This is a genomic window from Streptomyces sp. NPDC053076, from assembly GCF_044546845.1.
GTDB lineage: Bacteria > Actinomycetota > Actinomycetes > Streptomycetales > Streptomycetaceae > Streptomyces.
Genome location: NZ_JBITZL010000001.1, coordinates 1,290,822 through 1,314,017, shown reverse-complemented (window position 1 = coordinate 1,314,017; position 23,196 = coordinate 1,290,822). Strand labels below are relative to the sequence as shown.

The 23,196-nt window shown below is 73.2% G+C and carries 21 protein-coding genes; 11 read left to right on the top strand and 10 right to left on the bottom strand.

The features are described from left to right. Positions 1–23: 23 nt before the first annotated feature. The 7 genes from ACIGYR_RS05235 (at position 24) to ACIGYR_RS05205 (ending at position 7,789) form a co-directional block, all read left to right on the top strand. A complete protein-coding gene (locus ACIGYR_RS05235) occupies positions 24–524 on the top strand; it encodes a (2Fe-2S)-binding protein (protein WP_399601397.1) in 501 nt (166 codons plus the stop codon). Beyond that, complete coding sequence (locus ACIGYR_RS05230; protein WP_399601394.1) at positions 521–3,007, top strand: xanthine dehydrogenase family protein molybdopterin-binding subunit; 2,487 nt, start codon at positions 521–523, stop codon at positions 3,005–3,007. The genes ACIGYR_RS05235 and ACIGYR_RS05230 overlap by 4 nt, the downstream gene beginning before the upstream one ends. Next, positions 3,004–3,858, top strand: a complete 855-nt coding sequence (locus ACIGYR_RS05225; RefSeq protein ID WP_399601391.1) for an FAD binding domain-containing protein — start codon at positions 3,004–3,006, stop codon at positions 3,856–3,858. Before ACIGYR_RS05230 ends, ACIGYR_RS05225 begins: the two co-directional genes overlap by 4 nt. A 15-nt stretch (positions 3,859–3,873) precedes the next feature. Beyond that, positions 3,874–4,749, top strand: a complete 876-nt coding sequence (locus ACIGYR_RS05220; RefSeq protein ID WP_391837594.1) for an AAA family ATPase — start codon at positions 3,874–3,876, stop codon at positions 4,747–4,749. 86 nt (positions 4,750–4,835) lie between these two features. Continuing rightward, complete coding sequence (locus ACIGYR_RS05215; RefSeq protein WP_399602316.1) at positions 4,836–5,984, top strand: VWA domain-containing protein; 1,149 nt, start codon at positions 4,836–4,838, stop codon at positions 5,982–5,984. Continuing rightward, positions 5,977–7,083: an XdhC family protein gene (locus tag ACIGYR_RS05210; protein ID WP_399601387.1), complete on the top strand. Its 1,107-nt coding sequence runs from the start codon at positions 5,977–5,979 to the stop codon at positions 7,081–7,083. Before ACIGYR_RS05215 ends, ACIGYR_RS05210 begins: the two co-directional genes overlap by 8 nt. 16 nt (positions 7,084–7,099) lie before the next feature. After that, complete coding sequence (locus ACIGYR_RS05205; RefSeq protein WP_399601385.1) at positions 7,100–7,789, top strand: SRPBCC family protein; 690 nt, start codon at positions 7,100–7,102, stop codon at positions 7,787–7,789. 290 nt (positions 7,790–8,079) lie between these two features. Here ACIGYR_RS05205 and ACIGYR_RS05200 read toward each other — a convergent pair whose 3' ends face one another. The 5 genes from ACIGYR_RS05200 to ACIGYR_RS05180 form a co-directional block, all read right to left on the bottom strand. Further along, the gene (locus ACIGYR_RS05200) at positions 8,080–8,676 is read right to left on the bottom strand and encodes a GNAT family N-acetyltransferase (protein WP_399603203.1); all 597 of its coding nucleotides are present in this window, start codon (positions 8,674–8,676) and stop codon (positions 8,080–8,082) included. A gap of 22 nt (positions 8,677–8,698) precedes the next feature. Further along, on the bottom strand, positions 8,699–9,199 hold the full coding sequence (locus ACIGYR_RS05195; protein ID WP_391837602.1) for a metallophosphoesterase family protein: 501 nt from the start codon (positions 9,197–9,199) through the stop codon (positions 8,699–8,701). Between the two features lie 9 nt (positions 9,200–9,208). Continuing rightward, complete coding sequence (locus ACIGYR_RS05190) at positions 9,209–10,219, bottom strand: SDR family oxidoreductase (protein WP_399603199.1); 1,011 nt, start codon at positions 10,217–10,219, stop codon at positions 9,209–9,211. A gap of 158 nt (positions 10,220–10,377) precedes the next feature. Beyond that, complete coding sequence (locus ACIGYR_RS05185) at positions 10,378–11,487, bottom strand: enolase C-terminal domain-like protein (protein WP_399603196.1); 1,110 nt, start codon at positions 11,485–11,487, stop codon at positions 10,378–10,380. Further along, the gene (locus ACIGYR_RS05180) at positions 11,484–14,525 is read right to left on the bottom strand and encodes an FAD-binding and (Fe-S)-binding domain-containing protein (protein ID WP_399603193.1); all 3,042 of its coding nucleotides are present in this window, start codon (positions 14,523–14,525) and stop codon (positions 11,484–11,486) included. The genes ACIGYR_RS05185 and ACIGYR_RS05180 overlap by 4 nt, the downstream gene beginning before the upstream one ends. Positions 14,526–14,651: 126 nt before the next feature. Here ACIGYR_RS05180 and ACIGYR_RS05175 point away from each other — a divergent pair, with 126 nt between their 5' ends. Both ACIGYR_RS05175 and ACIGYR_RS05170 read left to right on the top strand, forming a co-directional pair. Then, positions 14,652–15,089, top strand: a complete 438-nt coding sequence (locus ACIGYR_RS05175) for a MarR family winged helix-turn-helix transcriptional regulator (protein ID WP_399603189.1) — start codon at positions 14,652–14,654, stop codon at positions 15,087–15,089. Positions 15,090–15,176: 87 nt separating this feature from the next. Continuing rightward, positions 15,177–15,761, top strand: a complete 585-nt coding sequence (locus tag ACIGYR_RS05170; protein WP_399603185.1) for a hydrolase — start codon at positions 15,177–15,179, stop codon at positions 15,759–15,761. A 152-nt stretch (positions 15,762–15,913) separates the two neighbouring features. Here the strand turns inward: ACIGYR_RS05170 and ACIGYR_RS05165 are convergent, their stop codons facing one another. Then, the gene (locus tag ACIGYR_RS05165) at positions 15,914–16,090 is read right to left on the bottom strand and encodes a hypothetical protein (RefSeq protein WP_399603181.1); all 177 of its coding nucleotides are present in this window, start codon (positions 16,088–16,090) and stop codon (positions 15,914–15,916) included. Between the two features lie 84 nt (positions 16,091–16,174). After that, positions 16,175–16,540, bottom strand: coding sequence for a DUF6479 family protein (locus ACIGYR_RS05160; RefSeq protein WP_399603178.1), 366 nt, complete (start codon positions 16,538–16,540; stop codon positions 16,175–16,177). Between the two features lie 276 nt (positions 16,541–16,816). Here ACIGYR_RS05160 and ACIGYR_RS05155 point away from each other — a divergent pair, with 276 nt between their 5' ends. Continuing rightward, positions 16,817–18,367 (top strand): cbb3-type cytochrome c oxidase subunit I, encoded by a 1,551-nt coding sequence (locus ACIGYR_RS05155; protein ID WP_399603264.1) that lies wholly within the window; start codon positions 16,817–16,819, stop codon positions 18,365–18,367. Continuing rightward, entirely contained in the window at positions 18,364–18,747 is a 384-nt protein-coding gene (locus ACIGYR_RS05150) for a cytochrome c oxidase subunit 4 (protein WP_391837617.1), read from the top strand. The genes ACIGYR_RS05155 and ACIGYR_RS05150 overlap by 4 nt, the downstream gene beginning before the upstream one ends. On the opposite strand, the gene ACIGYR_RS05145 is transcribed toward ACIGYR_RS05150, so the two are convergent. The 3 genes from ACIGYR_RS05145 to ACIGYR_RS05135 all read right to left on the bottom strand — a co-directional run bounded on the left by ACIGYR_RS05145 (position 18,683) and on the right by ACIGYR_RS05135 (position 22,998). Next, positions 18,683–20,176: a cytochrome bc complex cytochrome b subunit gene (locus ACIGYR_RS05145; protein ID WP_399603175.1), complete on the bottom strand. Its 1,494-nt coding sequence runs from the start codon at positions 20,174–20,176 to the stop codon at positions 18,683–18,685. The genes ACIGYR_RS05150 and ACIGYR_RS05145 overlap by 65 nt on opposite strands. Beyond that, positions 20,173–20,445 (bottom strand): hypothetical protein, encoded by a 273-nt coding sequence (locus ACIGYR_RS05140; protein WP_391837621.1) that lies wholly within the window; start codon positions 20,443–20,445, stop codon positions 20,173–20,175. Before ACIGYR_RS05140 ends, ACIGYR_RS05145 begins: the two co-directional genes overlap by 4 nt. A gap of 81 nt (positions 20,446–20,526) precedes the next feature. Next, on the bottom strand, positions 20,527–22,998 hold the full coding sequence (locus tag ACIGYR_RS05135) for a SpoIIE family protein phosphatase (RefSeq protein WP_399603261.1): 2,472 nt from the start codon (positions 22,996–22,998) through the stop codon (positions 20,527–20,529). Between the last annotated feature and the right edge of the window lie 198 nt (positions 22,999–23,196).

Genomic DNA, 23,196 nt, shown 5'->3' with positions numbered 1-23,196 from the left:
TGCCCGCACGGCTTGGAGGGCGCATGACCCACATCAAGGTGAACGTGGACGGCACGACGTACGAGGACGATGTGGAACCCCGTCTCCTCCTCGCCCACTACCTGCGCGACCGCCTCGGCCTGACCGGCACCCCGATCGGCTGCGACACCTCGAACTGCGGAGCGTGCACCGTCGACCTGGACGGGGCGACCGTCAAGAGCTGCTCGGTGCTGGCCGTGCAGGCGGACGACAGCGAGGTGACGACGATCCAGGGGCTCGCGCGCGACGGCGAGTGGACACCGCTGCAACGCGCCTTCCACGAACAGCACGGCCTGCAATGCGGCTACTGCACCCCCGGCATGATCATGGCGGCACGCGATCTGCTGCGCGAGAACGCGCGCCCCACCGCGGAGGAGGTGCGGCAGGCCCTGGAGGGCAACCTCTGCCGGTGCACCGGCTACCAGAACATCGTCCGCGCGGTGCTCGCCGCGTCCGGGCAGGAGACCGGTTCCGGGCAACAGGTCACCGAGGAGGCCACGGCATGACCGATCAGGCCGTTGCACACGAGGTCGGCCGCTCCAGGCTGCGCAAGGAGGACGCGCGGCTGATCACCGGCCAGACCAACTGGACCGACAACATCCAGGTCGCGGGCCTGTTGCACCTGGCCGTCCTGCGCAGCCCGATGGCCCACGCCCGCATCACCCGCGTCGACGTCTCCCCCGCCCGGGAACGGCCCGGGGTCGTCGCCGCCTTCAGCGGCGCCGACCTCGCCGAAGGGCTCGGCTCGCTGCCCTGCGCCTGGCCGGTGACCGAGGACATCGTGCTGCCCGACCACCCGCCGATCGCCGTGGACGAGGTCCGCCACGCCGGTGACCCGGTCGCGGTCGTGGTCGCCCGCGACCGGTACGCGGCCGCCGACGCGCTGGAGGCGGTCGAGGTCGACTACGATCCGCTGCCGCCGGTCCTGGACCTGGAGGCCGCACTCGCCGAGGGCGCCCCGCTGGTCCACGCCGACAAGGGCACCAACCGCTGCTACACCTGGCCCCTTGCCACCGGCGAGAGCTTCGAGTCGGTCCGGGCACGCGCCGAGGTGACCCTGAAGCGCCGTTACCATCAGCAGCGGCTGATCCCCAACGCCATGGAACCCCGGGCGGTGGTCGTCACCCCGATCGCCGCCTCCGGCGAGTACACGGTCTACTCGGCGACCCAGATCCCGCACATCCTGCGGATCATGCTGGCGACCGTCACCGGCGTCCCCGAGCACAAGCTCCGGGTGATCGCCCCGGACGTGGGCGGCGGATTCGGCTCCAAACTCCAGGTGTACGGCGAGGAGGCCATCGCGCTCGCGGTGGCCCGCAAGCTCGGCCGCCCGGTGAAGTGGACGGAGTCCCGCTCCGAGGGCTACCTCGCCACCCACCACGGCCGCGGCGTGATCCAGGACATCGAGATCGCCGCCACCCGCGAGGGCAGACTGCTCGGCCTGAAGGTGGACCTCCTCGCCGACATGGGCGCCTACCTGATGCTCGTCACGCCGGGCATCCCGATCCTCGGCGCCTTCATGTACCCGGCGATCTACAAGATGGACGCCTACGAGTTCACCTGCACCGGCGTCTTCACCACCCGCACCCCGACCGACGCCTACCGCGGTGCCGGCCGCCCCGAGGCCACGTACGCCATCGAACGGATCATGGACGAGCTGGCCGTCGAGCTCGGCCTCGACCCGGTCGAGGTGCGGCGCCGGAACTGGATCCGGCACGAGGAGTTCCCGTACACCACCATCGCCGGGCTCACCTACGACAGCGGCAACTACGAGGCCGCGACCGACAAGGCGCTGGCCCTGTTCGGCTACGACGACCTGCGGGCCGAACAGCGGGAGCGCAACGAGCGCGGCGACACCGTACGCCTCGGCATCGGCGTGTCGACCTTCACGGAGATGTGCGGTCTCGCGCCGAGCCGGGTGCTGCGCGACCTCAGGTACGCGGCCGGCGGCTGGGAGGCGGCGAGCATCCGCATGCTGCCGACCGGCAAGGTCGAGGTCGTCACCGGCACCAGCCCGCACGGGCAGGGCCACGAGACCTGCTGGAGCCAGATCGCCGCGGACGTGCTGGGCGTGCCGTTCGACGACGTCGAGGTGGTGCACGGCGACACCAAGGCATCCCCGCAGGGCATGGACACCTACGGCTCGCGGTCGCTGGCCGTCGGGGGCGAGGCCGTGCACCGGGCGGCGGTGAAGGTGGTGGAGAAGGCGCGCAAGGTCGCCGCGCACCTGCTGGAGGCCAGCGAGCAGGACCTGGAGTTCAGCGGCGGGGTGTTCTCGGTGAAGGGCTCCCCGGAGGCACGCAGGACCATCCAGGAGGTCGCCTTCGAGACGTTCACCTCGCACGACCTGCCGGACGGGGTCGAGCCCTCCATCAACGCCGAGACGGTGCTCGACCCGGAGAACTTCTCCTTCCCGCACGGCACCCACCTGTGCGCGGTCGAGGTCGACACGGAGACCGGCAAGATCCGCATCCGCACGTACGTGTGCGTGGACGACGTCGGCACGGTCGTCAACCCCATGATCGTCGAGGGCCAGGTGCACGGCGGGCTCGCCCAGGGCATCGCCCAGGCGCTGTTCGAGGAGGCCGTCTACGACGACCAGGGCAACCTCGTCTCCGGCACCATGGCCGACTACCTGGTGCCGTCGGCGGCGGACCTGCCGGACTTCGTCACCGACCGGACGGAGACCCCGGCGGTCGACAACACCATGGGAGTCAAGGGAGTCGGCGAGGCGGGAACGATCGCCTCGACACCCGCCGTCGTGAACGCCGTGGTGGACGCGCTGCGGCCCCTGGGCGTGCGGGACGTGCGGATGCCGTGCTCGCCGCACCGGGTGTGGCAGGCCGTCCAGGCGGCGCGCTCCGGTGACGCCGGCGCGGCGGACGGCACCGGGGGGACGGGGCCCGCCCAGTCCGGCCAGTCCGGACAGACGGCGCAGTCGGGGGACACCGGCCAGTACGGCCCGTCCGGGAAAGAGGGTCCGCGATGATTCCTCCCGCGTTCGACTACGCCCGTCCGAGCAGCGTCGACGAAGCGGTGCGCACGCTCGCCGACGCAGGCGAGGAGGGCAAGGTCCTGGCCGGCGGGCAGAGCCTGCTGCCACTGCTGCGGATGCGGCTGGCCTTCCCCGAACTCGTCGTGGACGTCGGCCGGGTCCCGGAGCTGCGCGGCGTCCGCGAGGACGGCGACACGCTCGTCATCGGCGCCATGACCACGCACCACGAGGTGGTCCACGACCCACTGGTGCGCCGCCACGCCGGTCTGCTCGCCGAGGCGACGGCCACGGTGGCCGATCCCGCCGTACGGCACCGGGGCACCCTCGGCGGCTCCCTGGCGCACGCCGACCCGGCCGGTGACCTGCCCGCCGTGGCCCTCGCCCTGGACGCGGAGCTCGTCGTCGCGGGGCCGGGCGGCCGGCGCACGGTCCCGGTGCGGGACTTCTTCGTCGACTACCTCCAGCCGGCCCTCGCACCGGACGAACTGCTGGTGGAGGTGCGGATCCCGAAGACGGACGGCTGGAGCTTCCACTACGAGAAGTTCCATCCGGTCGCCCAGTCCTGGGCCATCGTCGGTGTCGCCGCGCTGGTGCGACGCGACGACGGGCGCATCGCCGAGGCGCGCATCGGTCTGACCAACATGGGCCCGACCCCGCTGCGGGCCCCGGCGGCCGAGGAGGCACTGTCCGGCGCCGACGGCCCCGAGGCCGTCGCGCGGGCGGCAGCGGCGGCGGCCGAGGGCACCCGGCCGGCGCAGGACCTGTCCGCCTCGCCCGAGTACCGGCAGCACCTCGCCCGCGTGCTGACCCGGCGGGCGGTGCTGACCGCCACGGGCTGGGGGTGAGCGCCGATCACCTGCATGGACGACCCGGAGCAGGTGCGGGCCCGCCTGGAGGAGACGGGGTATCTCGTCGACGAGGGGCTGGCGATCACCTGCTTCCTGGCCCTGAGACTGCACCGGCCGCTGTTCTGCGAGGGCGACGCGGGCGTCGGGAAGACCGCGCTCGCGACCGCCCTCGCCGGGGCGCTCGGCGCGCCGCTGATCCGTCTGCAGTGCCACGAGGGCATCGACGCCTCCCAGGCCCTGTACGACTGGGACTTCCCACGCCAGCTGCTGCACCTGCGGGCCGCCGAGGCGGCCGGGGTGACGGACGCCGACCGCCTGGAGAGCGAGCTGTACGACCGGCGGTTCCTCATCGCCCGGCCGCTCCTGCGAGCCCTCCAGACGCAGCCGTCGGTCCTGCTGGTCGACGAGATCGACCGGGCCGACGACGAGTTCGAGGCGTTCCTGCTGGAACTGCTGTCCGAGTACTCCGTCACCATCCCGGAACTCGGGACGCTGCGGGCCGAGGCGCCGCCGGTGGTGGTGCTCACCTCGAACCGGACCCGGGAGGTGCACGACGCGCTGAAACGCCGGTGCCTCTACCACTGGTTCGACCACCCCTCCTTCGCCCGCGAACTGGCCATCGTGCGGCGCCGGCTCCCCAGGGTCTCGGCGCGGCTGGCCGAACAGGTCACCGCGCTCGTGCAGGCGCTGCGGGGCGCGGACCTGCTCAAACCGCCCGGTGTGGCCGAGACGATCGACTGGGCCGAGGCGCTGGACGCGCTCGGGGCGAGCGAGGTGGACGCGGAGCTGGCCACGGCGACGCTGGGATCGGTGCTGAAGTACCGGGAGGACGCCGACCGCGCCCGCGGCCTCGATCTCTCGGCAGTCCTGGCACGCCGGGGAGTGTGACGGCTTTGGGCACACCGAGAGGCGGGACGGACCGGGAGCCGGGAGCGGACGCCGTACGGCCCGGGCCGCCTGCCGTGCCGGGGGGCGTGCCGCTCGGGGCGGACGCCGTACTGCTCGGCTTCGTGCGGGCCTTGCGGACGGCCGGTCTCGACGCCAGCACCGAGCGGCTGCACGCGTTCCTGCGCGCCGTGCAGCTGCTGCGGCCCGGGATGCGCAGCGACGTGTACTGGGCGGGGCGGGCGACGCTGTGCGGGGGGCACGACGATCTGGAGCGGTACGAGCGGGTGTTCACCGCGTATTTCGGGGCGCCCGGTGAGCACGCCCGGCGCCCGGCGCGCCCCGCATCCCCGCCCCGGCTCCGGCTCGTCGCACGCGAGGCCGCCGCCGCTTCCCGCAGGCCCGGCGAGGACCGGCCGTCCGGCCCGCCCACGGCCACCCTCGCCAGTTCCGCCGAGGTGCTGCGGCACCGCGACGTCGCCGCGCTGGACGCCGTCGAGCGCGCCCAGGTGCGCCGCCTGCTCGCCGCGTTCACGCTGCACGGGCAGACCCGCCGCTCGGCGCGACGGCGGCCCGCCCGGCGCGGGGAGGTCGACCCGCGCCGCACCGTACGCGAGTTGCTGCGGCGCGGCGGGGAACCGGCCCGGCTGCGGCGGCACGCGCGCGTGGAACGGTCCCGCCGGGTCGTGCTGCTGGTCGACGTGAGCGGTTCGATGGCGCCGTACGCCGACGCGCTGCTGCGGTTCGCGCACGCGGCGGTGCGCGGGGGCCGCACGGAGGTGTTCACCATCGGGACCCGGCTGACGCGGGCCACGCGCGAGCTCTCGCACCGCGATCCCGACCTCGCCATGGCCGCCCTCGCGGCCGCCGTACCGGACTGGCGCGGCGGCACCCGGCTCGGCGAACTGCTGCGCGAGTTCCTGAACCGCTGGGGGCAGCGCGGCATGGCGCGCGGCGCGGTGGTCGTGCTGCTCTCGGACGGCTGGGAGCGCGGCGATCCGGAGCTGCTGGGCGCCCAGATGCGCCGGCTGCACGGCCTGGCCCATCAGGTGATCTGGGCCAACCCGCGCAAGGCCCGCCCCGGTTACGCGCCGCTGGCCGCCGGGATGGCGGCGGCCCTGCCCAGCGTCGACGCCTTCGTCGAGGGGCACAGCCTCGCGGCGCTGGAGCGGCTCGCGGCGGTGGTGCGCGGGGCGTCGGCCGGAGAGAGAGTGGGGAGAGGAGCCGAAAGTGCGTGAGATCCTGCCGGCGCTGGAGCGCTGGTACGCGGCCCGGATCCCGTTCGGGCTCGCCACGGTCGTCGCGGTCAGCCGCAGTGCGCCACGCGGGCCCGGCGCCGCCATGGCGGTGGGGCCCGACAACGAGGTCGTGGGCAGCGTCTCCGGGGGCTGTGTGGAAGGGGCGGTGTTCGAGCTCGCGCAGGAGGTCGTGGCGAGCGGAACGGCACAGCTCGCGACCTTCGGCTACAGCGACGAGGACGCCTTCGCCGTCGGGCTGACCTGCGGTGGCGAGATCACCGTGCTGGTCCGGCCGGTGACGTCCGGGACGGACCCGGCGTTCGGGGCGGTCGCCGCGTCGGTCGCCGCGGGCGAGCCGGTGACCGTGGCGACGGTGGTCGACGGGCCCGCCCCGCGCGGGGCGGCCCTCGCGGTCTGGCCGGACACCGTCGCGGGCACGCTCGGCACGAACGGGCTGGATGCCGCCGTCACCGCCGACGCGCGTGGCGAACTCGCCCTGGGTGCCTCGCTCCTCAGGCACTACGGCCCGCACGGGGAGCGCCGCGAGGACACGGTCACGCTGTTCCTCCAGTCGTTCGCTCCCCCGCCGCGGATGCTGGTCTTCGGCGCGATCGACTACGCGGCCTCGGTGGCCCGCATCGGTGACTTCCTCGGCTACCGGGTCACCGTCTGCGACGCCCGCCCGGTCTTCGCGACGCCCAAGCGCTTCCCGGGCGCGGTCGAGGTGGTCGTGGACTGGCCGCACCGCTATCTCCGGAGCACCGGCACCGACGAACGCACGGTGATCTGCGTCCTCACCCACGACCCGAAGTTCGACGTGCCGCTGCTTCAGGAGGCGTTGCGCCGGCCGGCCGCCTACATCGGGGCGATGGGCAGCCGCCGTACCCACGACGAACGACGCGCGCGGCTGACCGAGGCCGGTCTCACCGACGCGGAGCTGTCCCGGCTGCGTTCACCGCTCGGGCTCGACCTGGGGGCCCGTACGCCCGAGGAGGTCGCCGTGTCGGTCGCCGCCGAGATCGTCGCCCTTCGCTGGGGCGGCAGCGGGGCACCGCTCACCGCGACCGCGGGGGCCATCCACCCGCCCGCGGCCATGTGAGTGCGAGGAGGAAGTCATGGAACTGGAACACGAGTTCACCGTCCCCGTCCCGGTCGACGACGCCTGGCGGGCGTTCGTGGACATCGACCGGGTCGCCCCGTGCCTGCCGGGCGCGACGGTGGAGGAGTTCGACGGCAGGACGGTGACCGGTTCGGTGAAGGTCAAGGTGGGCCCGGTCAGCGTGACCTACCGGGGCACCGCGGTCTTCGAGGAGCAGGACGAGGCGGCGCACCGGATGGTGCTCGTGGCGAGCGGCCGGGAGACCCGGGGGCAGGGCACGGCCAGGGCGACCGTCACCGGCACGCTCACCGAGGCCGACGGCGGTACGGCGGTGACGGTGCGGACCGATCTGGCGGTGACGGGACGCCCAGCGCAGTTCGGGCGCGGGGTGCTGGCGGAGGTGGGCGACCGGCTCGTGGGACAGTTCGCGGCCTGTCTGGCCGAACGGCTGGGCGAACAGCCGCGGCCCTCCGACGAGGAGCCGGCACCGCCCACCGGGCAGGAGCCGGTGCCGCGCGACCGGCAGCCGGAGCCGCTGGACCTGCTGCGTACGGCGGGACTTCCGGTGGCCAAGCGAGCCGCCGGCGCGGCGGCGGGGGTCGCGGTACTCGCGCTGCTGGCCGCGGGCGTGCGGCACCGCGTGCGGGCCCGGCCGGCCCGGGCCCGCGCCCGCCACCGGGCCGGCCGGACGGCCCGCCGACGCTAGTGCTGGGACCGGAAAGGTTCACCGGCTCGCGGCGCCCGGCACGGCACCTCGCCGCGTTGTCGCATCACCCGAGTACATCCAGTACGCGGGTGATGCTCCGCCTTGCGATGCACCGCACCGGACGCCGCGAGCCTTCCGGCAAACCTTTCCGGCCACAGCACTAGGGGTGCCGCCCGGCCGGCTTGGCGCGGCCCGCCCGGTCCGCCTCCCGCTCACCGCCGCCGGAGCGACAGCGTTCCCGGGAGCAGCGTCAGCCTGGCAGCAGCGTCAACGGCAATCCCACGCCGACGCTATTCGGGGTCTCCGGCGACACGCGCGTGGACGTGCTGGTCGTGCCAGCCGTCGGCGTGCAGCAGGGCGCTGCGCTGGGTGCCCTCGACGGTGTATCCGGCCTTCTCGGCCACCCGGCAGGAGGCGGGGTTGGCCGTCGAGTGGCAGAGGACCAGCCGGTGCAGGCCCAGGTCGTCCAGGGCCCAGCGGCTGAGCCGCCGGGTCGCCGCGACCGCGATGCCGCCGCCGCGCGCCGCGGGCAGCACCCAGTAGACGACCTCGGCGGTGCCACCCGCCAGGTCGACGTCGTTGAGACCGGCGAGCCCCACGGCCGCGCCGCCGACCGGGGCGAGGGCCCAGACCGCCCCCGTCTCGGCGTGTCGGCGCGCGTGCAGGCGCTCGATCCGGGTCCGGGCCTCGTCGCGGCTGCCGACGGAGAAGAGGTTCCAGTGGCTGATCGCCGGGTCCTGCCCGGCCGTGTACAGGGCGTCGGCGTCGGTGTCGTCGAGGTGCCAGGGCCGCAGTTCCAGGCCGCCGGGCAGCGGCAGCGTGGGCTGTGCGCCGGCGGCGAGACGGCCGGCGGGCACGACGGCGGGTATGCCGGAGCTGTTGATCATCCGGGGATGATGTCACGGCCCGCTACCGCTGCGGCAGACGGTGCAGAGTGACGTCGCTCAGCGCTCGGTCGGCCACCGTCGCCGTGAGGTAGGTGCAGTGGGGCTGCCGGCGCCGGTCGGTCGGGGATCCGGGGTTGAGCAGGCGCAGGCCACCGGGAGCGGTGGTGTCCCAGGGGATGTGGCTGTGCCCGAAGACCAGGACGTCGAGGTCGGGGAAGCGGGCCGCGCAACGGGCCTCGCGGCCCTGGGCGGGGCCGGTCTCATGGACGACGCCGAAGCGCAGGCCGCCCAGTTCGGCACGGGCCACCTCGGGGAGCCGGGCGCGCAGCTGCGGGCCGTCGTTGTTGCCGTGGACCCCGATCAGCCTTCGGCTGCGGCTCTCCAGCAGGTCGAGGGTGGCGGTGTCGACCCAGTCCCCGGCGTGGATCACGACGTCCGCGTGCGGGAGTTCGGCGAGCAGCTGCTCCGGGAGCCGCTTGGCGCGCTTGGGCAGGTGCGTGTCGGACATGAGCAGGAGGCGCACCCTGCCAGCCTAAGCGCGCCGGTCGGCCAGCCGGCGCAGCCCGCGCACGACGCCGTATGCCGCGCCGCCCGTGCCGAGGGCGGTGGCGACGGGGTGCCGGACCAGGGTCTCCTGCCAGGACCGGGAGTGGGCGCTGTCGTCGAAGGAGCCGTGGGCGCCCTGGTCCTCGGCCACGGTCCGGTCCACCGGTTCGAAGAGGTTGTCCAGGCCGGCCGGTGGGATGCGGTCGGTCTGCTGGGAGTCGAAGCCGGTCCGGGCGAGATAGCGGTCGAGCAGTGCGGGGACGAGCCGGTTGGCCCAGACGGTGGCCACGGTGGTGGCGCCGACGTAGTACTGCTTGCGGCGTGGGTGGTCGGCCGCGTACACCACGCCCCGCGCGGCGACCTCCGGCTGGTAGATCGGAGGCACCGGCATCGGGTGCTGGGACAACCGGGAACGCACCCATTCGAACTGGGGTGTGTTGACCGCGGGCATCTGGGCCACGGTGATGTGCACGTTGCTGCCCCGGTGCAGCAGCTCCGTGCGCACGGAGGAGGTGAAGCCGTTGATGGCGTGCTTGGCTCCGCAGTACGCCGACTGCAGTGGGATGGACCGCTCCCCCAGCGCGGAGCCGACCTGCACGATGGTGCCGCGGTCGCGGGGCAGCATGCGTGTGAGGGCCGCGCGGGTGCCGTTGACGAAGCCGAGGTAGGTCACCTCGGTGACCCGCTGGAACTCTTCCGCGGTGATCTCCTCGAACGGCGCGAACACGGTGGAGAACGCGCAGTTGATCCACACGTCGATCGGGCCGAACTCCTTCTCCGCGGCTTCGGCGACGGCGTCCACCCGGGCCGCGTCGGCCATGTCGGCCGCCTGGGTGAGCGGGCGTCCGCCGAGGGCCGCGACCTCGTCGGCCACCGCCTCCAGTCCGCCCTCGCCGCGCGCGATCAGGACGACGTTCGCGCCGCGCCGGGCGTACAGGCGGGCGGTGGCGCGGCCGATGCCGGCGCTGGCTCCGGTGATGACGACGGTGAGGGGCATGGTCCTCTCTCCTCTTGAACCTCTCGCGCTCCCTGCGCTTTCTGCGCTCCTCGCGCTTCTTGCGCATCTTGCGCTTCCTGGGCTTCCCGCGCTTCCTGGGGTTCCTGCGCTTCCCGCGTTTCCCACGTTTCCCGCGCTTCCTGACGGCACGGTCCGTCTCACTCCACCCGGTACGGTGCCGCCCGTTCCTGCACCACAGTCAGCCCCAGGCCCGGTGCCCCGTCGGCGCCCGGCGTGATGCTGCCGCCACCGGGGTCGAGGACACCGTCGAACAGGAGCCGTTCGATACGGGCGTGGTCGTGGAACCACTCCAGATGGCGCAGGTTGGGCACGGCGGCGGCCACATGCGCGTGGGCGTGGGGCGCGCAGTGCCCGGAGACGTCGATTCCGCGCGCGTGGGCGAGCGCGGCGGCGCGCAGCCAGACGGTGATGCCGCCGCAGCGGGTGACGTCGGCCTGGAGGCAGTCGACGGCCCCGGCGGCCAGCATGTGCGCGAAGTACCCGAGGGTGTAGCCGTACTCGCCGGCGGTGACGTCGATCGGGGTCCGGCCGCGGATGTCCGCCAGGGTGGTGAGGTGGTCGGAGGAGACGGGTTCCTCGAACCAGGTGACGCCGTGGTCGGCGAGGCGGGCCGCGACGCGTACCGCCTCGCCGCCGGTGTAGGCGCCGTTGGCGTCCACGTACAGCTCGGCCGTGTCGCCGATGGCGGCCCGCGCGCGGGCGACGCGTTCCAGGTCGCGGTCCTGCCGGCCGCCCCACGACTCCCCGATCTTGATCTTGACGCGGGGGATGCCCTGTTCCTCGGTCCAGCCGCGCAGCTGGCGTTCCTGCTGGGCGCTGTCGTAGGTGGTGAAGCCCCCGCTGCCGTAGACGGGCACGTCGTCGCGGGCGGCGCCCAGCAGCTGGACGAGGGGCAGGCCGAGCAGGCGTGCCTTCAGGTCCCACAGGGCGATGTCGACGGCGGCGATCGCCTGGGCGGCCACGCCGGGCAGTCCGGCGTTGCGCACGGCCCGGCACATGTGTTCGTTGGCGCGCGGCACGTCGTAGGCGCGGAGGCCGGTGACGGTGCCGGCGAGCAGTTCGCGGACGACGTGGGCGGTGGCGGCGGGGGCGTAGGTGTAGCCCAGCCCGGTCGTGGTGCCGGAGCGGACGGTGACCAGGACGAGGGTGGTCTTGTCCCAGGCGAGGGTGCCGTCCGCCTCGGGGGCGTCGGTGGGCACGGTGTAGACGGCGGTGTCGATCGCGTCGACACCCGGCCGGTCGCTCATGGTCGCCTCCTCAGCTGCCGCAGCCCGCCCACGGCACCCACGGCGAGGGCGGCGACGGCGGCGGCCGCCACCCAGCGGGTGGTACGGGAGGGCTCGTCGGGGCGGTCGGCCAGGCGTTCCGGGTGGTCGCCGGGCAGGTTGCCGTCGAGGGCGAGCGCCAGGACCTCGGCGAGGTGCAGTGCGCGGCGGCCGGTGCCGCCCTGTTCGATCTGGGTACGGCAGCTGAAGCCGTCGGCGAGGACGAGGCTGTCCGGGGCGGCCCCGCGGACCGCCGGCAGGACGCCCTGTTCGGCGACGGCCATGGAGACCTCGTGGTGGCCCCGTTCGAAGCCGAAATTGCCGGCCAGGCCGCAGCAGCCCTCGTCCAGCACCTCGGCGTCGAGGTGGGCGCGGCGCATCAGTTCACGGTCGGCGTCGAACTTCATGATGGCGTGCTGGTGGCAGTGGGTCTGGACGGTGGCCCGCCGGGCGAGCCGCGGTGGCCGCCAGTCGTCGGGGGCGTGGTGGACGAGCTGTTCGGCGAAGGTGCGCGTCTGCGCGGCGAGCCGCGCCACGTCCAGGTCACCGGGCATGAGTTCCGGGGCGTCGGAGCGGAAGACGGCCGTGCAGGAGGGTTCCAGTCCGATGACCGGCGTGCCGGCCTCCAGGTAGGGCCGCAGCACTCCGAGGGTGCGGGTCAGTACCTTCTTGGCGGTGGGGAGTTGACCGGTGGAGATCCAGGTCAGTCCGCAGCACACCGGCTCGGTGGGCACGGCGACCCGGAAACCGGCGTCCTCGAGGACGCGTACGGCCGACTTCGCGATGGCGGGGTGGAAGTAGGTGCTGAAGGTGTCCGGCCACAGGACGACCGTGCGCGGGTCGGCCGGGTCCGTTTCCTCCCGGTCGCGGGCCCGCCACCACTGGACGAAGGACTCCTCGGCGAACAAGGGTGCCGAGCGGGCTTCGTCGATGCCGGCGAGCCGCTTGCCGAGGCGGGCCAGGCCGGGCGCGTGGAGCGCGGAGTTGACCAGGGCGGGAGCGGTGCGCGACAGCCGGGCCCACAGCGGGAGCCAGCCCATGGAGTAGTGGGCCATGGGACGCATCCGGCCCGCGTAGTGGTGGGACATGAACTCCGCTTTGAGGGTGGCCATGTCGACGCCGGTCGGGCAGTCGGACTTGCAGCCCTTGCAGGCCAGGCAGAGGTCGAGGGCGTCGCGTACCTCGGCGGAGCGCCAGCCGTCCTGGACCGCCGAGTCGGCGTGCCCGTCGAGCATCTCGAACAGCAGCCGGGCCCGGCCGCGGGTGGAGTGTTCCTCCTCCATCGTGGCCCGGTACGAGGGGCACATGACGCCGCCGGAGTGGCTGCGGCAGTTGCCGATGCCGACGCAGCGCATCACCGCGCGGTCGAAGGCGTGGTCGTCCTCGGGGAAGCCGAAGTGGGTGGTGGGGGTGGCGGGCCGCCAGGCGGGGCCGAGGCGCAGCTGCCCGTCGACGGGGTTCGGGTGGACGACCTTGCCGGGGTTCATCCGGTTGCCGGGATCCAGGAGCGCCTTCAGCTCGCCGAACGCGGTCACGAGCCGTTCTCCGAACATCCGGGTGAGCAGCTCGCCCCGGGCCTGGCCGTCCCCGTGCTCGCCGGACAGGGAGCCGCCGTAGGAGGCGACGAGGTCGGCCGCGCGCTCCAGGAAGCGCCGGAAGTCGGCCACACCCTCGGCGGCCGTCAGGCCGAAGGGGATCCGGGTGTGGACGCAGCCCTGACCGAAGTGGCCGTACAGGGACGGGTGGTCGTAGCCGAACTCCTCGAACAGCCGCTTGAGGTCGCGCAGGTAGTCGCCCAGCCGTTCGGGCGGTACGGCGGAGTCCTCCCAGCCCTCCCAGGTCTCCCGGCCGTCGGGCGGGCGCGCGGTCACGCCGAGTCCGGCCTCGCGGGCCTTGAGCATCTTCTGCTCGCGCTCGGGGTCGTCGGAGAAGGCGACGTCGGCGTCCTTCTCCTCGCGGCCGACGGCCCGCAGCAGGGCGTGCGCCTGTTCGTCGACGTCCTCCTGGCTGTCGCCGCTGTACTGCACCATCAGCCAGCTGTCGCCTTCGGGAAGGACGGCGAGCGATTCCAGGTAGGCGCCCTCCTCACGCATCAGCTGGGCCATCCGCCCGTCCAGGGCCTCCAGCTGGGTGGGCGTGCAGTGCTCCAGCAGGCGGGGCACGTCGTCGGCGGCGGCGCAGATGTCGTCGTAGCCGAGGACGAGCAGGGACTGGTACGCCGGCACGGGTACGAGGTCGAGTTCGGCGCGCAGGACGGTCACGAGGGTGCCCTCGCTGCCGACGAGGGCCTTTGCCACGTCGAAGCCGTTCTCGGGGAGCAGGGAGTCGAGGTTGTAGCCGGAGACGCGGCGCGGGATCTTGGGGTAGCCGCGGCGGATGTCGGCCAGGTACTCGGTGGCGATGCGTTCGAGACCGGCGTAGATCTCGGCGAGCCGGCCGCCGCCCGCGACGATCCGGGCCCGCTCGTCGGGCGGGGTGGGGCCCACCCAGGCGCGCTGCCCGTCGTAGGTGAGGATCTCCAGGCGCCGGACGTTGTCGACGGTCTTGCCGTACGCCTGGGCGGAGGCGCCGCAGGAGTTGTTGCCGATCATGCCGCCGAGCGCGCAGTGGCTGTGGGTGGAGGGCTTCGGGCCGAACTGGAGCTTGTGGCGGGAGAGCCGGCGGTTGAGTTCGTCCAGCACGATGCCGGGCTCCACCACGCAGGTGCGCCGCTCGGGGTCGACGGAGAGCACGCCGGTGCAGTACTTGCTCCAGTCGATCACCACGGCGGTGTTGGTCGTCTGTCCGGCCAGGCTGGTGCCGCCGCCACGGGAGAGGACAGGGGCGTCGAAGCGTGCGCAGACCGACACCGCCCGGGCGCCCGCCTCCACGGTGCGGGGCACGACGACGCCGATCGGGACCTGCCGGTAATTGGAACCGTCCGTGGCGTAGGCGCCGCGGCTGCCCGCGTCGAAGCGGACTTCGCCATCGACCTCGGCCCGCAGGGCCGCCTCCAGGCCGGACCTGTCCGGAGGGGTCATTCTGGGCTCCCTTGATCTTCACCGACGAGCTGCCCTGTCCGAGGCGGGCGAGTACCCGACAAAAAGACAGGTAAAACTGAACAGTCTCAACTGGACAGACACGTCTGTCGGTCATAGTCTTGCGCCATGACCGACATCTCCGACTCCGCCGGCCGCGCCGCGCGCGAGCTGCGCGTGGTCTTCAGCAGGCTGCGACGGCGCATCCGGGAGGTGGCGCAGGACGCCGACCTCAGCCCCTCCCAGGAGTCGGCGCTCACCCTGGTCGGCAAGCACGGCGCGGCCACGGCCAGCGCGCTCGCCGCCGCCGAGGGGGTGCGCCCGCAGTCCATGGCCACCACACTGGCCGCCCTGGAGCAGCACGAGCTGATCCGCCGCACCCCCGACCCCGACGACGGCCGCCGCCAGCTGGTCACGCTGACCGACACCGGCCGGGCCCGCATCGAGGGGAACAAGCAGGTGCGGGAGGAATGGCTGGCCCGCGCCTTCCAGGACCGCTACACCGAGGAGGAGCGGCAGACGGTCCTCGCGGCGCTGGAGCTGCTGGACCGGCTCTCCCGGCCGTGACACCGAGGCGCTCGCAACGCGCGGGGACCACCGGCGTCTCCCCTGCCCCTCATCACCCCCGAACCACCCGAAAGGTCTGACCGACCCATGCCGCTCACCACGCTCGACCCCCGCACCGCCCTCGTCGCGATCGACCTGCAGCACGGCATCGTGGCCATGCCCACCCAGCCGTACCCGGGGGCCGAGGTCGTCTCCCGTACGGCCGAGCTCACCGACGCCTTCCGCTCCCACGGGCTGCCCGTGGTCCTCGTCCGGGTCTCCTTCGCGGCCGACGGGGCGGACGCCGTGCCCGGCCGCACCGAGCGTCAGCCGCGCGGGCTCGCCTTCCCGGAGGGCTGGGACGTCATCGTCGGCGAACTGTCCGGACACCCCGGCGACATCCATGTCACCAAGCACAACTGGAGCGCCTTCCACGGCACCGACCTGGACGTCCAGCTGCGCCGCCGGGGCATCACGCAGATCGTGCTGGCCGGGATCGCCACCAGCATCGGCGTGGAGTCGACCGCCCGCGACGCCTACGCGCACGGCTACCACGTCACCCTCGCCACGGACGCCATGGCCGACGCCGACGCCGAGGCGCACACCAACAGTGTCGAGCGGATCTTCCCGCGGCTCGGCGAGAGCGGCACGACCGAGGAGATCCTGAAGCTGCTGGCCAGCACGCACGCCTGACCGGCCCCTCCCCCGGCGACGGGGCGGGCCGGCCACGCACCGCGGTCGGCCGCGTCACCTATTGGGCGGGAGAGCGGATCGCCGCGTCACCTACCGGGCGGGAGAGCGGATCGCTGCTCGCCTGCCGGCCGCCGGCCCTGCGGTCAGACCGGTCAGTCCTCACCCCGCACTATGGTGTCGTCGGCCGAGGCGCCCTGCTGCCCGGTGGCCGCCCGGTCCAGGACGGCGGGGAGGCAGGTGCGCACCCCCCGCCCCCGCCGGCGGCGGGCCTTCGCCCATCCGGTCTCGGCGTAGGGCAGGGCGGGCTTCTCACTGCTGTGCGCGGTCACGTCGTTCAACTTCCTTCTGCGCTGTGTGTGCCCGCCCGGGTCCCCCGCGCCGGACAACCGCAAACCCGGGCAGGCGGCGGACCGTCAGGTCCGACCGCCGCCACCGCCGCCGAAGGACCCGCTGGAACCCTGCGACCAGCGCATGCGGCGCTGGTCCTCGGCGGGCTTGGAGGCGACGTTGCCGGTCTGGTACGGGGTGAGTCGCTCGCCGTCACCGGCCTGGGGCACCTCGTCGGGCTCGCGCATCTCCACCGTCTCGCGGACCGGCCCGGACGCCGGCATCCGCGGCTGCTCCTCGGGCCTGGGCGGACCGGGCTCGCGCCGGCGCACCTTCATCCCGAGCCGGACGGCCCAGATCAGGCCGGCGACGCAGAGCACCCCGACGACGAGGACGACTATGTATCCGAAGACCTGCGCACCGGCGGCTGCTTCGTACATGGCAGTGTTCATGAACGCCGGGTACCCGGAGGGCCGCCGGGAATGCCCGGCGCGATGACCGTCAGCCGATCGGCGCAACCGGCCGGGCGCGCCCCCCTGGGCAGGACGGGCGTGGCGTGAGCGGGCCCGCGGCCACCCGGAGTAGCGTCAGCCGCGATGACCGAATCGCCGCAGATGCCAGAAATCACGGAGATCACCGCCCGGTACTCGGCGCCCGCGCCGCGACCCGGCCGGGCCCTGCTGCGCTGGGTCTCCACGACCGACCACAAGGTGATCGGCCGCCTCTACATGGTCACGGCATTCTGCTTCTTCCTGCTGGCCGGACTGCTCGCGCTCGGTATGCGCGCCGAGCTGGCTCACCCGGGCCTGCAGTTCCTGAGCAAGCAGGGTTACAACCAGTTCTTCACGATCCACGGCACGATCATGATGCTGCTGTTCGCGACGCCGATGTTCGCTGGATTCGCCAACGCCGTCATGCCCCTCCAGATCGGCGCCCCCGACCTGGCCTTCCCACGGCTGAACGCGCTGTCCTACTGGATGTACCTGTTCGGCGGCCTGATCGTGGTGTCCGGCTTCCTGGTGCCGGGCGGAGCGGCGGCGTTCGGCTGGTTCGCCTACGCGCCGCTCAACAGCTCCTACTTCACCCCCGGCCCGGGCGGTGACCTGTGGGCCATGGGACTGGTGGTGTCGGGTGTGTCGACGACGCTGACCGCGGTGAACTTCATCGCCACGATCATGTCCCTGCGCGCGCCGGGCATGACCATGTTCCGGATGCCCATGTTCACCTGGAACGTGCTGTTCACCTCGATCCTGATCCTGCCCTCCTTCCCCGTGCTGACGGCGGCCCTGCTGGCGCTGGAGGCCGACCGGAAGTTCGGTGCACACGTCTTCGACGCGGCGAACGGCGGCGCGCTGCTGTGGCAGCACCTGTTCTGGTTCTTCGGGCATCCCGAGGTGTACATCGTGGCGCTGCCGTTCTTCGGGATCGTCTCGGAGATCATCCCGGTCTTCTCCCGTAAACCGCTGTTCGCCTATGTGCCGATGATCGGGGCGACCACCTCGATCACCATGCTGTCGGCGGTGGTCTGGGCGCATCACATGTTCGCCACCGGCGCGGTGCTGCTGCCGTTCTTCTCGGTCATGTCGTTCCTGATCGCGGTGCCCACGGGCATCAAGTTCTTCGCCTGGATCGGGACGATGGTCCACGGGTCGGTCTCGTTCGAGACGCCGATGCTGTGGTCGCTGGGGTTCCTGGTGTCGTTCCTGCTCGGCGGGCTGAGCGGAGTGCTGATCGCCTCGCCGCCGCTCGACTTCCACCTCACCGACTCGTACTTCATCGTGGCGCACCTGCACTACGTCCTGTTCGGCACGGTGGTGTTCGCGATGTTCGCCGGCTTCTACTTCTGGTGGCCGAAGTTCACCGGGAAGATGCTGGACGAACGGCTCGGCAAGGTGCACTTCTGGCTGCTGTTCCCGGGGTTCCAGCTGACCTTCCTGGTGCAGCACTGGCTCGGCGAGCAGGGGATGCCCCGCCGGTACGCGGACTATCTGCCCGGGGACGGCTTCACGCTGCTCAACATGCTGTCGTCGGCGGGCGCGTTCCTGCTGGGCGTGTCCACGCTGCCGTTCCTCTACAACGTCTGGCGCACCGCGACCAGGGGCGAGAAGGTGTCCCTGGACGACCCCTGGGGGTGGGGCCGTGGCCTGGAATGGGCGACATCCTGCCCGCCGCCCCGGCACAACTTCGTCGCGCTGCCCCGCATCCGGTCGGAGTCACCCGCCTTCGACCTGCACCATCCGGAGGTCGAGAACCCGGCCGGGGAGGAGAGGGTGCGATGAAGGCGGAGGCGATGCTGTTCGGCGGCGTGGCGCTGTTCTTCGGCGGCTCCGCCGCCCTGTACGGCGTGTGGTCGCGAGACGTGACGGGCACGACCGCGCTGGTCGTCGCGTGCGGAATGGCGGCGCTGGTCGCCTTCTTCTGTCTCATCCAGTACCGGCGCCGGGGCGCACGTCCGCAGGACCGCACCGCCGCCGAGGTGGCGGACGGGGCCGGGCCGGTGGAGTTCTTCCCGGACGAGAGCCTCTGGCCGGTCGTCACCGCGCTCGGATTCGCGGTGACGGCCACCGGTGTCGTCTACGGCCTGTGGCTGTTCCTCATCGGTCTCGGTGTTCTGGCGCGCGGCGTGTGCGGGATGGTGTTCCAGTACGCGCGCCGGTGAGCGGCCTGCGGGGAGCGCCGGGCCGGAACACCTCGACGGGCTCGTGGTCGCTCTCGTAGCCGCCGGTGACGGTCTGCCGGATGTCGCCGGTGGGCACGCCCTCGGTGAGGCGTTCCCGCTCGGCCGCCGTGACGGCCCGGCACAGCCACCGGGTGACCAGGAACGCGAGCACGGGCGCCACGACGAGGGCGGCGCGCAGCACCCAGGTCAGGACGTCGACGGAGATGCGGAAGCTGAAGGCGATGATGTCGTTGCCGCCGGCCAGCAGCAGCACGCCGTAGAAGACGGTGCCCGCGACGCCGAGGGCGGTGCGGACGGGACGCTCGCGCGGCCGGTCGCACAGGTGCTGCTCGTGGTGCCACTCCCCCGTCAGCCGCTGCTCCACGAACGGATAGGCGTAGAGCACGGCGAACAGCAGGCCGGGCAGGACGACGGCCGGCAGCAGGACGTTCCACATGAACGTGTGCCCGGCCACGTTCGTCTCCCACGGCGGTACGAGCCGCAGCGCGCCCTCCAGGAACCCGACGTACCAGTCGGGCTGGGAGCCGGTGGAGACCAGGTCCGGGCGGTAGGGACCGTATTTCCAGACCGGGTTGACCTGGGCGAGGCCGGAGAGCAGCACGAGAACGCCGAAGACGGTCAGGGACAGGCCGGCGGAGGTGGCGGTGAACTGCGGGTAGAGGGGTTTGCCGAGGACGTTGCGGTTGGCGCGGCCGGGGCCCCGCCACTGGGTGTGCTTGAGGTGGAAGACCAGGACCAGATGCACCGTCACCAGGGCGATCAGGGCGCCGGGGAGCAGCAGGATGTGCAACGGGTACAGGCGGGTGATGATGTCGTGGCCGGGGAACTCGCCGCCGAAGGCGAAGAAGGCCACGTACGTCCCCACCACCGGGATCGACCCCATGATGCCCTGCGCGATGCGCAGCCCGGTCCCGGAGAGCAGGTCGTCGGGGAGTGAGTAGCCGGCGAAGCCCTCGGCCAGCGAGACCACGAACAGGGTCAGCCCGATGACCCAGTTCAGCTCCCGGGGCCGGCGGAAGGCGCCGGTGAAGAAGATCCGCAGCATGTGCAGACCGATCGCGGCGACGAAGACGAGCGCGGCCCAATGGTGGACCTGCCGCATCAGCAGGCCGCCGCGCACATCGAAGCTGATGCGCAGGGTGGAGTCGAACGCGGCCGACATGCGCACGCCGCGCAGCGGCGGATAGGAGCCCGCGTAGACGACCTCACGCATCTCCGGCTGGAAGAAGAACGTCAGCCACACGCCGGTCAGGATCAGCACGATCAGGCTGTAGAGGGCGAGTTCGCCGAGGAAGAAGGACCAGTGTTCCGGGAACGCCTTGCGCAGCAGCGCGCCGCCCTCCAGGACGGGCAGCCGCGCGTCGGCGGCGTCCACCAGCCGCTCGGCGCGTCGGCCTGCTCGGCTCATGTGCTCTCCGTCGCGGCGGCCCGCTCCACCTCGGTCTCCACCTCGGCCCGTGCCCGGCCCGTCTCCTTGGCGTACTCGCTGACCGCCGTCTGCACATCGCGGGCCAGGTCCCGCCAGGCCCGCAGGGCGGTCTCGTAAGTGCCCGACTGGGCGCCCGTCATGCCCCGCTCGGCCGGCGGACCGTAGGTCTCCCGCAGGTCCTCGACCGTGGCGCGGGCAGCTTCGGCCGCGCGCTGCTTCTGCACCAGTTCCTCGAAGTCGTGTGCCACATCAACCGACCCTAGGCACGGGTGCCCGAGCGCGCCTCCCCAACCCGTCTGAACGGCTCTCTCCCACACCCGTGTGGCGGGTCAGCCGTCGGCCACGAGGTCCGCCCACACCTGTTTGCCGCCGCTGACCGGGACCGTCCCCCAGGCCGCCGACACGGCCTCCACCAGCAGGATGCCCCGGCCGCCGGTGGCCTCCCAGCCGATGCTGGTGGGCTGCACGGGGCTGCGCGGTGAGGAGTCGGCGACGGCCAGCCGCAACCGGTCATTGACCAGGCTCATGTCGAGCCGGACCGGGCCGCCGGTGTGCACGAGGGCGTTGGTGACGAGTTCGGACACCACCAGCAGGGCCGCGTCGACCAGGTGCTGGGGCACGTCCCAGGCGCGCAGGGTGCGCCGGGTGAAGCGACGGGCGTGCCGGACCGCCTCCGGCACCCGCCACACCGTCCAGCTCTCCCGCAACGGCCGTACCGCCAGACCGTCGTAGCGCATCAGCAGCAGGGCCACGTCGTCGCCGCGGTGGGCGCCGGTGAGCAGGGCGTCGGCGACCAGACCGAGGTGGGCGGGGTCGGCGGCGGCCAGGTCGCGGGCGAGCCGGTCCATGCCGGCGTCGAGGTCGGAGTCGGGGGACTCCACCAGGCCGTCGGTGGTCAGCGCGACCACGGTGCCGGGCTGCAGCCGCAGCGGGGTCATCGGGAACTCGGCCTGGGTCAGCACGCCGAGCGGCGGGCCGCCCTCGGTGGCCAGGATCTCGACGGTGCCGTCCGGGTGGCGCAGTACCGGCTGCACATGCCCGGCGCGGACGCACCAGGCGGTGCCCCGCTCCATGTCGACGTCGACGTAGGCGCAGGTGGCGAAGAGGTCGGTCTCCATGTCCAGCAGCAGCCGGTTGGCATGCGCGACGACCACGTCCGGGGCGTGGCCCTCGGCGGCGTAGGCGCGCAACGCGGTGCGCATCTGACCCATCAGGGTGGCGGCGCCCGCGTTGTGGCCCTGGACGTCGCCGATCACGAGGGCGACATGGTTGTCGGCGAGCGGGATCACGTCGTACCAGTCGCCGCCGACCTCCAGACCGGCCGTGGTGGGCAGATAGCGGGCGACGGCCACCCCGCCGGGCAGCCGGGGCAGCCGGCGGGGCAGCAGGGTGCGCTGGAGCATGCCGACGAGTTCGTGCTCGGCGTCGAAGGCATGGGCGCGCAGCAGGGCCTGTCCGGTCAGGGCGGCGCAGGCGGTGAGCAGGGCGCGTTCGTCGGGGGCGAAGTCGTGCGGGCGGTCCCAGCCGATCAGGCAGGCGCCCGCCATGCGGCCGGCGGCGGGCAGCGGCAGCACGGCGAGGCCGCCGGGGCCGACCTCGCCGAGGGCGGGCTCCAGCACCGAGCCGGCGGGCCAGATCCGGGCGCGGCCCACGCGCAGCGCGGCGGCCAGGGTGGGCATGGCGCGCACCGGCGCGTCGGGCCACTCGGTGCGCCACTCGCTGCGCCACACCTCGGGCCACGCTTCGGGCTCGGGCGGGTCCAGGACGGTGACCACCAGCCGGTCGTTCTCCAGTTCGGCCAGGGCGATCCGGTCGGCGTGCAGCGGTGTGCGCAGGGCGGCGACGACGGCCCGGCCGACGTCCTTGACCGTGCCGGCGGTGGCGAGAGCGGCGGCCAGGCGCTGCACGCGGGCGACGTCGGTGACGTCGGAGCGCAGGGTGGAGGCGTCGGCCACGGTGCCGACGAGTCTGGCGGCCCGGCCCTCGCCGCCGGGCAGCAGCCGGCCGCGCAGCCGCAGCCATTTGGGTGGCCCGGCGGCCTGCAGGACGCGGAACTCCAGCTCGCGGTCGCCGATGGACATGTGGTCGGCCTCGACCACGGACATCAGCGCGGGCAGGTCCTCGGGCACCGCGCGGCCCAGCAGGGTCTCGACGCGGCCGTCGAAGCTGTCGCGGTCGATGCCGAGCAGCCGCAGGATCACCGCGCCGACCTCGATCCGGCCGGTGTCCATGGACAGGTCGAAGGCGTCCTCGGGCAGCTCGCCGGTGTCGTGGGCGGCGGCCGGGACGGGTACGGCGATCGCGCGGGCGATCAGCTCCAGACAGGACCGGTCGTCGGTGCCGAAGCCGCCGGGATGCTCGCCGACGGCCAGCAGACAGCCGGCGCCGGCCGGGCCGAGCGGCAGGACGGCCACGGAGAAATCGGGGGACGGGGTGCGGCGCGCGTCCGGGCCGCCGGCCAGCTCGGCGGGGCCGAGCCACAGCGGCCGTCCGGCGCGGTGCGCCTCGGCGACCGGGGAGGCACCGGTGGCCGGGTAGCAGTCCCGCAGGCCGTACAGGGTGCGGGGCAGACCGGCCGACTCGGCGAGGCGGAACAGTGCGGGGTCGTCGCCGGGCGTGTACACCCCGGCGAAGGTCGCCCCGGCGAACACGAGCGCATGTTCCAGGACCCGGCGGAGCCGGTCGGGGCCGACCGGTGCCGCCATCAGCGAAGCGAGGGCGACTTCGGCACGCTCCGCCCTCGTTCTGCTGATCGCAGCGCCCTCACTGACCACGTCGCCATTACAGCGCGTGCGAGCCACCTGCGCAGCCCCTGTGCACGTGGACCAGACGGACACCGCCCGGATGCCCTTGCCGAAGGTGGCCGTCACCGCGGCGGCGACGACCAGCACCGGGAACACCAGCATGGCCGCCCCCGGACACCGGCGAGCCAGCAGAGCGCCGACCCAGGGCAGGGGGCCGGCGCGCCTGAACCACCCGCACAGCCCCCGTACACCCGA